The sequence below is a fragment of the Listeria farberi genome (assembly GCF_014229245.1).
GTDB lineage: Bacteria > Bacillota > Bacilli > Lactobacillales > Listeriaceae > Listeria > Listeria farberi.
Genome location: NZ_JAARZJ010000015.1, coordinates 58,300 through 69,481 on the forward strand (window position 1 = coordinate 58,300; position 11,182 = coordinate 69,481).

Sequence of the window (11,182 nt, forward strand, 5' to 3'; positions counted from 1 at the left end):
CCCTAGAATGCAGGTACTACAGACCCATTAAATTCTTTTTCAATAAATGCTTTTACTTCATCTGAATGGTAATATTTTTCTAATGTTTTTACGACCTCATCATCTTTATTGGCACTACGAACGACGAAAACATTTGGATATGGATTGTCTTTTGTAGGTTCGTGATAAATAGCATCTTTATTAATAGAAAGTCCAGCCCCCATTGCAAAGTTAGTGTTGATAGCTGCGGCTGCAACCTCATCTAATTGTGCAGGGATTTGAGAAGCTTCAAGTTCAACGATTTCAAGGTCAAGCGGGTTTTCAGCAATATCTTTTTTTGTTGCTTTTTCTTCCACGCCATCTTTTAATTTAATAATGCCAGCATCTTCAAATAGTTTTAAACCACGGTATTCGTTACTTGGATCATTTGGAACGGCAATTTTGTCGCCTTTTTTAAGGTTTTTTAAGTCTTTAATATCGTTAGAGTAAATACCCATTGGGAAAGCTACTGTTTTAAAAGCAACATCTAATTTGTAGCCTTTATCTTTCTTTTGTTGTTCTAAAAATGGAATTGTTTGGTAGTTATTCGCATCCAAATCACCATCATTTAAAGCTGTATTTGGCGTGTTATAATCATCAAATGTTTTGATTTTGATTTCAAGACCGTCTTTTTTCGCTAATTTTTGAACTTCTTCAGCAATTTGTTGGTGAGGTCCTGCAGTTGTTCCAATTGTAATTTTTTCTGTGCTTAAGGCCTTGTCGTCACTTCCTCCTCCACATGCTGCTAATCCTAAAATAAGGCTTGATGCAAGTAAAATTCCTAACCCCTTTGTTAATTTTTTCATCTTTTTTTCCTCCCCAGTATGTTGATTATTTATCCAGATTTATTCATGAAAGCAATAAAAAACTTCTCTATTTAGAATAGAGAAGTGGAAAGTCGAACATATCCAGCTCCTCTTATCTACCAAAACGAAAAAATGTTTTGCTGGAATTAGCACCTTCACTTTACGCTTAAATAAAGTTAGGTTGCCGGGCTTCATCGGGCCAGTCCCTCTGCCGCTCTCGATAAGAGAAAATATTTTAGAAAAACCTGTTAGTTAAAAATATACGCATATTACCCTAATTTGTCAATGCTTTTTTAAGTTTTAAAAAAATCATACTGGACAAATACTTCAGAAAACTTTACTATTTTAATCAATGAAACTTGAAAAGGACGGGTGTAAAATGAAAATTTCCAAACGCTTGCAAAATTTACCAGATCAGTTTTTTTCTAGCCTTGTAGAAAAAGTTGGAAAAAAGGTGGCAGAAGGTCATGACGTGATTAATCTAGGTCAAGGAAATCCAGACCAGCCAACACCCAAACATATTGTGGAAGCACTGAAAACAGCTTCAGAAAATCCAATGAACCACAAATATTCGTTGTTTCGTGGAAAACAGGAGCTTAAACAAGCTGCGGCCGATTTTTATGCGCGTGAATATAATGTAACTGTTGATCCAAATACAGAAGTAGCCATATTATTTGGAACGAAAACAGGCCTTGTTGAACTGCCAATGTGTTTAATGGATCCAGGTGACGTAATGCTTTTACCGGACTCGGGCTACCCAGATTATTTATCAGGAGCAGTTTTAGGAGAAGTTCAATTCGAAACAATGCCACTTATTGCTGAAAATAATTTTTTACCTGATTTTAGTGAAATTCCTGAAGATGTTGCGAAAAAAGCAGAGTTGATGTATTTAAATTATCCGAACAACCCCACTGGCGCGGTTGCTACAACTCACTTTTTTGAAGAAACAGTTGCTTTCGCTAAAGAAAACAATATCACGATTGCACATGATTTTGCTTATGGCGGTATTGGTTTTGATGGGAAGAAGCCGATTAGTTTTTTAGAAACTCCAGGGGCAAAAGAGGTTGGAATCGAACTTTATACGCTTTCGAAAACATATAATATGGCTGGCTGGCGCGTAGGATTTGCTGTCGGGAATAAAGACGTTGTCGAAGCAATCAACCTCATTCAAGATCATATGTATGTAAGTTTATTCCCAGGTATTCAAGATGCTGCAATTGAGGCTCTCACAGGCGATCAAACTTGTGTACAAGAATTAAATGCTCGTTATGAAAGCCGTAGAAATGCATTTATAGCTGCTTGTGATAAAATTGGTTGGGAAGCAATTGCTCCAGCGGGCTCTTTTTTTGCATGGATGCCCGTGCCAAAAGAGTTTACAAGTAGTGAATTCGCGGATTATTTATTAAATGAAGTTAGTGTAGCTGTTGCTGACGGAAGTGGTTTCGGGACTTTCGGTGAGGGGTATGTACGCGTTGGACTTTTAATGGATGAAAAACGATTAGAAGAGGCAGTGGCGCGAATTTCCAAGCTACATTTATTTGATAAAGTGGCGCAAAACCAAGAGATTATGTGATTTTAAGAGAAAATAGCTTGTAATAATTCAGATAATTAATGGTATGTGTTATAATTGATTAGTAAGTCTATTCGTAGCATGTTGTTAATGAAGACAGGCCGGAATCTAAAGTATTTAGTGAGTTTTTTGCATTAAATAAAAAATATCTGTCCCGGTTAAAGCCGGCGAAATCCAGGAATGAGAGGACTGTAAAAAAATGGCAGAAAAGAAAATTCTTGTAGTAGATGACGAAAAACCGATTGCGGATATAGTTAAGTTTAATCTAAATAAAGAAGGCTTTGATGTATATTGCGCCTATGATGGCGATGAAGCGTTAGAACTTGTAGAAGAAGTTCAGCCAGATTTGATTTTACTGGACATTATGCTTCCAGGTCGTGATGGTATTGAGGTGTGTCGTGAAGTACGTAAGAAGTATGATATGCCAATAATTATGGTAACTGCAAAAGATTCCGAAATTGATAAAGTGATTGGACTTGAACTTGGTGCCGATGATTATGTTACAAAACCATTTAGTAACCGCGAATTAATCGCTCGTGTGAAAGCTAATTTACGTCGCCATAGCCAAGTAAGTTCAAATGCAGCCGAGGAAGAAGAAAACAGCGAATTAGAAATTGGTTCCTTGATTATTCATCCGGATGCATATGTTGCCTCAAAACGTGGAGAAACGATTGAACTTACGCACCGTGAATTCGAATTGCTTCATTACTTAGCAAAACATATGGGACAAGTGATGACAAGAGAACATTTACTTCAAACAGTTTGGGGCTATGACTACTTCGGTGATGTTCGTACTGTGGATGTTACGGTTCGACGTCTACGTGAAAAAATTGAAGATAATCCAAGTCATCCAGCGTGGCTAGTTACAAGACGCGGTGTTGGTTATTATTTACGCAATCCAGAACAAGAATAAATAAACAGGAAGTGGTCGCCAAGCAAAAAACTTGGATGGCCACTTTTTTTGGGTACATCCGCATACTTAACAAATATTTTTATAAATAAATGGACCCAAATAACAGGAAAAACAATACGTCTACCCTGCAACATATGGTATACTAATTTAAATATATTACCCCGAATAGGAGTAGAAAGACTTATGCATAAAATGAGATTTTTTCAGTCTGTACAATTTAAGTTAGTTATTATGTATTTGCTATTAATTATTGTAGCGATGCAAGTAATCGGCGCGTATTTTGTACGTGAGCTGGAAGGGCAATTGGAAAAGAATTTCCAAGATTCAATCACGAATAGCATCACATTGCTGGATTATAATGCTAGAGAAGAAATCATAAAAAATAGCGATAACTCAGTGAAATTACAAAATGATATTCGTGAGCTTTTGGTCGACTATTCGCGTGCAAGCAGCAACATAATAGAAGTAAGAATAGTAGATGATAAAGGTAAAATTCTCGGGACTTCTAATTTAGATAATCAAGGCATCGTTGGGCAAAAAAGTAACGATCCCCTTGTTAAACGAACCTTATCACTCGGAACTACATCTGAGGATAAAATTTATAAAGACGAATCAAATAAAAATAACCGTGTCTGGGTGAACGTATCCTCCATCAAAAATAAAGGACAAGTGATAGGGGCTATTTATCTTGTCGCCGATATTGAAAGTGTATATAAACAAGTTGACGATATTACTAACATTTTCATTACGGGTACTTTAATCGCCATGATAATTACAGCGGTACTTGGAATTTTACTATCCAGAACGATTACAAAGCCAATTATTGAAATGAAACGTCAAGCCTACGCAATGGCTCGTGGAAACTACAGCCGTAAAGTTAAGGTTTACGGTGTGGATGAAATTGGCGAACTCGCAGATTCTTTTAATACGCTAACAAAACGAGTTCAAGAAGCACAGGCCATGACAGAAGGAGAAAGACGCAAACTTTCCTCCGTACTTGCCTATATGACTGATGGAGTAATTGCGACAGATCGTCGTGGAAAAGTTATTCTCATTAACACTCCAGCTGAAAAAATGCTACGCGTGAAGCATGAGAGTGCCAATGGCCGATCAATTATTGATGTACTAGATATTGGTGATACTTACCAATTTGAAGATTTAATGGAAGTCGATGGTTCATTAACGATGGATCGTAGTACGCTTGACAAACCATACGTACTGCGCGCTAATTTTTCCGTTATTCAAAGAGAAACTGGATTTAATAATGGTGTTATTGCGGTATTACACGATATTACCGATCAAGAAAAAGTCGATCAAGAACGTCGCGATTTCGTTTCTAATGTGTCGCATGAATTAAGAACGCCACTTACAAGTATGCATAGTTACTTAGAGGCTCTAAGTGATGGGGCATGGGAAGATAAAGAAATCGCGCCACGTTTCCTTGAAGTAACTCAAAACGAAACAGAACGAATGATTCGACTGGTAAATGACCTGCTTAAACTTTCTAGGATGGATGGCGGAAGAGAACAATTGGAAAAAAGTTTCGTGAATTTTACAGACTTTTTCAACCATATTATTGATCGTTTTGAAATGATGAAAAAAGAAACAATTATGTTTAAACGCCACATTCCAAAAGAACCGGTTATTATCGAAATTGATGAAGATAAAGTAATGCAAGTATTAGATAACATTATTTCGAATGCCAACAAATATTCGCCGGACGGGGGCCGAATCTCTTTCTACTTGAAAAAATTTGAAGATGAAATTGAAGTTAGTATAGCTGACGAGGGGTTAGGCGTACCAGATGAAGATTTGGCAAATGTATTCGACCGCTTTTTCCGAGTGGATAAAGCTCGCTCGCGGGAAATGGGAGGAACAGGGTTAGGACTAGCGATAGCAAGAGAAGTTATCGAAGCTCATGGAGGCCGCATTTGGGCAGAACGTAACAAGTCCAAAGGTACGATAATTAAATTCACCCTGCCATACAGTGATTTACCGGAGGATGATTGGGAATGATGAAAAAAACAGGATTTCGCTCATTTTTGTTAACAGTTCTAGTCGTACTCAGTATCGTTTTAAGCTACTTTATTTGGAAAGGACAACCTGATTACGAAGCGATTAACGTTAAAGAAGTTGAAAAAACAACCATTGATAAAACGATGACAACATCACAAGTATTTAAACCATATAAACTAGCTGTTAATGCAAATGAAATTAACTATCAGAGTTTAGACGAAAATTTGTTAAATGAGCTAATGGCGCAAGGAAAAGCATTTAGTTTCTCAGAAGTAGTTCTTGCTAATAAAAAAAGTAATGAGGAATACGAGAAATTAATCCATAAAAATGGTACTATCGAGATTATTTTTCCTAACAATATTCCATTTTCAATTTTTTCTCAAAATTTCCAAGTGGAAGGAGAAGGACTAGAATCAGCGTTCTTTAATCGTATTGTATTTGATATAAATAATACGGACACTGGACTTCATTCGGTTTATTTTGCCAATGATGATCAAGAAAATATTTACCAAAGTTCCTTACAAAATAAAGATATTGATAAAATCGAAAAAATTATTAAAAAGAACGAAAGCAAACTTACACAAAACGACAAAGTTATTTCCAACAAACGAAATCTATTCTTAAGTTCCGAAAAAACAAAGCTTAACCGAAAAAAATACATTACAGATTCGCTTGAGATTAATCTATTCACCTCTGCGCTATTTCAAGATTCAGGTACAGTTAAAAGTGAAGGAAATACCTATACGGATGGATCGAGCGTTATTGAGATGGATACAGAAAATAAAGTTTTAGAGTATGTTAATCCTTCTCAAGAACGAATTAACCCAGAAGATTTAAATAACATCAAACGTGCTGGCTTAATTCAAGATAGTTTTAATTTTGTAAATGATCATGCGGGATGGACTGGTGATGGTGCTTACTATTTCACAGGTTATGCTGCTGAAAGTGCAACGACCAATTTTAGTTTATTTATAGATAATTTACAAGTTTATAATGAAAACGGAATGGCTGACATCTCTGTTACTGAAGGCCTTGAAGCAGTATATAAATATATCCGTCCGTTTTTCCGATTAGATACAGATGTTCCTGGTGAGAAAAAAGAAGTAACAATAGAATCATCATATTCTGTCTATAGTGCCTTGGTTGAAAACCCTAATGTGAAAGCAGAAGAAATAGAAGATATTGTTCCTGGCTACTATATGACAAGAAATGAATCATCTGGTATGAACCGCATTGTTACATTAGAACCGACTTGGTTATATAAATATCATGATAAGTGGTTCATCTTCCAGCCAGAAGCAAAAAAGGTGGGTGAATAAAAATGGATTGGCGTAAAACACAAATGATTTTTATTGTGACTCTCCTTATTTTAAATATCTTTTTAGCAGTGATATTCTTTAATAAGCAATTGTCCGATGATCCAGATACACTAGGGAATGAAACTTTAGAAGAACGATTAAAAGCAGATAATATTTCTCATCCTGATTTATCAAATAAGCCTACAAATGGAGCTATCTTTACTACTGAACAAGCAGCTTTTACAACAAAAGATGTGAGTGATTTGACAGGACAAGCAATCACACTTAAAGACAACAATAAACAAATATATTCTGTTCTACAAACGCCTATAAAAGCCGGCAAAAAAGGCAATAATCCTGATTTTCAAAAATTTATGGAATCAGATGTGTACCGCGGAGAGTCTTATGAGTTTTGGAACTATGATAAAGATGCGCGAACACTCACTTTTAACCAACTAATTAATAATAATATGGTTCTTTTTGATGAAGCTGGCCAAATTATCTTTTATTTAGACAAAGATGATCGGGTAATTTCTTACGAGCAAACGTGGATGTCAAAACAAGATGATTTAAAAGACAAAACAAACTTAATGTCATCCGCTGATGCGTTAGAAGCTGTTTACCAGCACGGGGAGTTAAAGCAAGATAGTGACGTTGTTTCTGCGACTTTCGGATACTATACGACCGTTCAATTACCTTCAGGGAATGTCTACTTTCCAGTTTGGTGTTTTGAAGTCAAGCATTCCGGTGAGACCAGTTATGTCCTTGTAAATGCGAAAGATGAACAAGTTATTAATCAATCCGAAAATAAAACAACGACCGAACCAAACACGGAATTATCCAGCCGTCAAAAATCCAAATAAAATCAGAGTCAACCTAAATACAATGAAATTTAGGTTGGCTTTTTCAAACGATAGAGCATGCAATTTTACTTAATTAGCGTTACAATGAAAGATATATAAGCCTTTAGGGGGATAAAAAATGTTCGCAAATAAAATTCTAACTGAAAAAGACACGGATCAAATCCGATTTAGTATATTAGCTAGTGGAAGTTCAGGAAATGCAACACTGGTAGAAACTGGTGACCAAAAAATTCTCATTGATTGTGGTTTAAGCGGTAAAAAAATGGAAGGTTTATTCGCGCAAGTTGGGCGAGATATGAACGATTTAGATGCGATTTTAATTACACATGAGCACTCAGATCACATTAAAGGTCTAGGTGTGCTTGCTCGTAAATACAAACTCCCTATTTATGCTAATGCAAAAACATGGAAAGCAATGGATAATATGATTGGTGAAGTTTCTTCTGAACAGAAGTTTCAATTTGACATGGAAACAGTGAAATCTTTTGGTAGCTTACAAGTAGAATCCTTTGGTGTATCTCATGATGCGATTGAGCCGATGTTTTACATATTTCATAAGGGGAATAAAAAATTTGTAATGATAACCGACACAGGATACGTTAGCGATAGAATGAAAGGGCATATTGCAGGAGCGGATGCATATCTATTTGAAAGCAATCATGATGTAGAGATGCTTCGAATGGGACGATATCCATGGAATGTTAAACGAAGAATTCTTGGCGATGAAGGGCACGTAAGCAATGAAGATGCTGCAATAGCAATGAGCGAAGTAATTACAGACCAAACGAAACGAATTTATTTAGGACACCTTAGTAAAGATAACAATATGAAAGAACTAGCGCGGATGAGTGTAACACAAACGCTTATTTCAGAGGGTATTGATGTTGGTGGTAAGCTAGAAATTTTTGATACGGACCCTGATAACGCTACATCTATCTTCACTATTTAAGTTTCACCATTTTTTTAAAGCTTTTTCATTGTTTTTTCATATTTGCGGTTTACTATGGAAGTATATAAATGCGAAATTTGCAGAGAGGAAGGAAGACATGGACGAGAAAGAAAAAAATTTAAATGAAAACAGCGAGAACGAGAGCACGCCAAAAAGAGAGGTCGAGGAGACTTTACATACAAAAGATAGCTCGCAACCAGTCCAAGAAACTCCTATAGTTGAAGGCGTGACACCAGAAGGAGAAAAGTTTGCCGGGGCAACAGAAGAGGCTGCTGAGGCAAGTTCTACCAATGCATTTTTTGAAGAAGCAAGTAGTAAAGAATCAGAGCCAGCAAGACCAGCTCCAGGACCAAGGCGTCCTAGTGGGGCAGGTGGTGGTGTAGTTCCACCGAACAGAGTGAATAATGGCGGCAGTAGCGGGAACGGCCAGCCTCCGAAACGTAACAAACACTTCTTGGGATACTTTTTAACAGCACTTATTGGCGTTATTATTGGCGGGCTTATTATTTTCTTCGTTGCATGGGATAACGGCGATAACTCAGATACAACTTCTAACTCAAATAATAAAGCAACCAAAGTAGAAAAAGTTTCTGTAAATACTACCTCTGATATAACTAAAGCGGTTGATAAAGTACAAGATGCTGTAGTTAGTGTACTGAATTACCAGTCATCTTCATCTTTAGACGGTACAACAACTTCTGAGCAAGAAGCTTCCTCAGGATCAGGTGTTATTTATAAAAAAGCAAATGGAAAAGCCTATATCGTGACGAATAATCACGTGGTAGCTGATGCGAATAAATTAGAAGTTACCTTTACAAATGGTAAAAAATCAGAAGCTAAATTATTAGGAACAGATGAATGGAATGATTTAGCTGTCCTTGAAATTGATGATAAAAATGTTAGCACAGTTGCTGCATTTGGCGACTCTGATTCATTAAAACTTGGAGAACCCGCAATCGCGATTGGTAGTCCACTTGGAACTGAATTTTCTGGTTCTGTAACACAAGGTATTATTTCCGGTTTAAACCGTGCAGTGCCAGTTGATACAAATGGCGACGGAACAGAAGACTGGGAGGCAGATGTTATCCAAACAGATGCAGCAATTAACCCTGGTAACAGTGGTGGAGCACTAGTAAATATTGAAGGCCAAGTAATTGGTATTAACTCAATGAAAATTTCAATGGAAAATGTAGAAGGTATTAGCTTTGCGATTCCAAGTAACACTGTAGAGCCAATCATCGAACAACTTGAAACTAAAGGCGAAGTAGAGCGTCCTTCTCTAGGCGTTTCCTTACGTGATGTTGATACTATTCCAGAAACACAACAAAAAAATATCTTGAAATTACCAGATAGCGTAGATTATGGTGCAATGGTACAACAAGTAGTATCTGGCTCAGCAGCAGACAAAGCAGGACTAAAACAATATGATGTTATTGTGGAACTAAACGGTGAAAAAGTAACTAACTCCATGACACTTCGCAAAATATTATATGGTAACGATGTGAAAATTGGCGATAAAGTTAAAGTGAAATACTACCGTGACGGTAAAGAGCAATCAACAGATATTAAATTAGAAGCAGCAAAAACAACGACATGATAACGAAAACCATCCTCTTAAAAAAGAGGGTGGTTTTTTTCTGTGGAAAACTTGTGGATAGTGATTTTTTTCAGATATAGATATGGTAGAGAACAAGAATTCGGCTACTAAATATAGGAAGTTATTGTGGATATGTGGATAACTTCTGTGGATAACCTGTGTGTAAGCAGTGAATATCTTGTGGAAAAGAACAATTTTGATAATTAAATCAATAAACTCAGATTTATTTTTGAAAAAAACACATTTTTTGCAAAAATATAGGTCAAAAAGCAAAAATGTGGATAGAAAGCCATTTATCCACAATTGAAAGAATAATACGACGAAAATGTGAAAGCGAAAACAACTTTATCAAAAATAGAAATCGATGAGAGTGATTGTGGCACAGTTGGTTAGCGTGTTTTCAAAATGTACTTTCGATACAAAAAAACAAGAATTTTTTCTTGTGGATAAGCTGTGGATAGTGAAAATGAGGTATCATATATATTGTATGGAATATACGTTCGGACACAAAATAGAGAATCGGCTTGTGGATATGTGGATAGTTTTTGTGGATAAGTTGTGTATAAGGGCGGGATAACCTGTGGAGTAAGTTTTTTAGGGGGGAATTTCTTTTTTTCATTTTGGCTAGTGTTGCGGGGCTTCTTTGAGGTATGATAAAAGTATTAATAAAGATGAGGGTGACGTAAATGAATATCCAAATTGTGACAGTCGGAAAATTAAAAGAAAAGTATCTAGTACAGGGGATTGCTGAATATTTAAAGCGACTGAGCGCATATGCTAAAGTGTCAATTGTCGAAGTCCCAGATGAAAAGGCGCCAGAAGTCTTGAGTGATGCGGAAATGAAACAAGTGAAAGATAAAGAAGGTGCGCGGATTTTAGCGAAAATTCCGGATGATGCCCATGTGATTGCACTGGCGATTGATGGGAAAATGAAGTCGAGTGAGGAATTTGCGGCGGATTTGGATAAACTGGCGACTTATGGTAAGAGTAAGGTGACGTTTGTGATTGGTGGATCGCTGGGGCTTAGTGATGCGGTGTTGAAGCGGAGTAATGAGCGGATTTCATTTGGGAGGTTAACGCTGCCACACCAGTTGATGAGGTTGGTGCTGGTGGAGCAGGTTTACCGGGCGTTTCGGATTGTTCGGGGGGAGC

9 protein-coding genes and 1 riboswitch are annotated in these 11,182 nt (G+C 36.7%); of the genes, 8 read left to right on the top strand and 1 reads right to left on the bottom strand.

Translation table 11 applies throughout. From position 1 onward, the window contains the following. Positions 1 to 2: 2 nt before the first annotated feature. A complete protein-coding gene (locus tag HCB45_RS12920; RefSeq protein WP_185620175.1) occupies positions 3 to 824 on the bottom strand; it encodes a MetQ/NlpA family ABC transporter substrate-binding protein in 822 nt (273 codons plus the stop codon). A gap of 109 nt (positions 825 to 933) precedes the next feature. Then, positions 934 to 1,051: riboswitch (SAM riboswitch) on the bottom strand. A gap of 152 nt (positions 1,052 to 1,203) precedes the next feature. Between HCB45_RS12920 and HCB45_RS12925 the strand changes: the two genes are divergently transcribed. From HCB45_RS12925 to rlmH, 8 genes are all read left to right on the top strand, one after another. Next, a complete protein-coding gene (locus tag HCB45_RS12925; protein WP_185620177.1) occupies positions 1,204 to 2,397 on the top strand; it encodes a pyridoxal phosphate-dependent aminotransferase in 1,194 nt (397 codons plus the stop codon). 196 nt (positions 2,398 to 2,593) lie between these two features. Further along, positions 2,594 to 3,307 (top strand): response regulator YycF, encoded by a 714-nt coding sequence (gene yycF / locus HCB45_RS12930; RefSeq protein WP_003724221.1) that lies wholly within the window; start codon positions 2,594 to 2,596, stop codon positions 3,305 to 3,307. A gap of 183 nt (positions 3,308 to 3,490) precedes the next feature. Continuing rightward, on the top strand, positions 3,491 to 5,323 hold the full coding sequence (walK, locus tag HCB45_RS12935; RefSeq protein ID WP_003770200.1) for a cell wall metabolism sensor histidine kinase WalK: 1,833 nt from the start codon (positions 3,491 to 3,493) through the stop codon (positions 5,321 to 5,323). Continuing rightward, entirely contained in the window at positions 5,320 to 6,642 is a 1,323-nt protein-coding gene (gene yycH, locus HCB45_RS12940) for a two-component system activity regulator YycH (RefSeq protein WP_185620179.1), read from the top strand. The genes walK and yycH overlap by 4 nt, the downstream gene beginning before the upstream one ends. 2 nt (positions 6,643 to 6,644) lie before the next feature. Continuing rightward, on the top strand, positions 6,645 to 7,484 hold the full coding sequence (locus HCB45_RS12945; protein WP_185317849.1) for a two-component system regulatory protein YycI: 840 nt from the start codon (positions 6,645 to 6,647) through the stop codon (positions 7,482 to 7,484). 118 nt (positions 7,485 to 7,602) lie between these two features. Continuing rightward, complete coding sequence (locus tag HCB45_RS12950; RefSeq protein WP_185317850.1) at positions 7,603 to 8,433, top strand: MBL fold metallo-hydrolase; 831 nt, start codon at positions 7,603 to 7,605, stop codon at positions 8,431 to 8,433. 97 nt (positions 8,434 to 8,530) lie between these two features. Continuing rightward, complete coding sequence (gene htrA / locus HCB45_RS12955) at positions 8,531 to 10,030, top strand: serine protease HtrA (RefSeq protein ID WP_185620181.1); 1,500 nt, start codon at positions 8,531 to 8,533, stop codon at positions 10,028 to 10,030. A 686-nt stretch (positions 10,031 to 10,716) separates the two neighbouring features. Next, positions 10,717 to 11,182 (top strand): 23S rRNA (pseudouridine(1915)-N(3))-methyltransferase RlmH (gene rlmH / locus HCB45_RS12960; protein ID WP_185620183.1); only part of this gene is annotated, 466 nt, incomplete at its 3' end.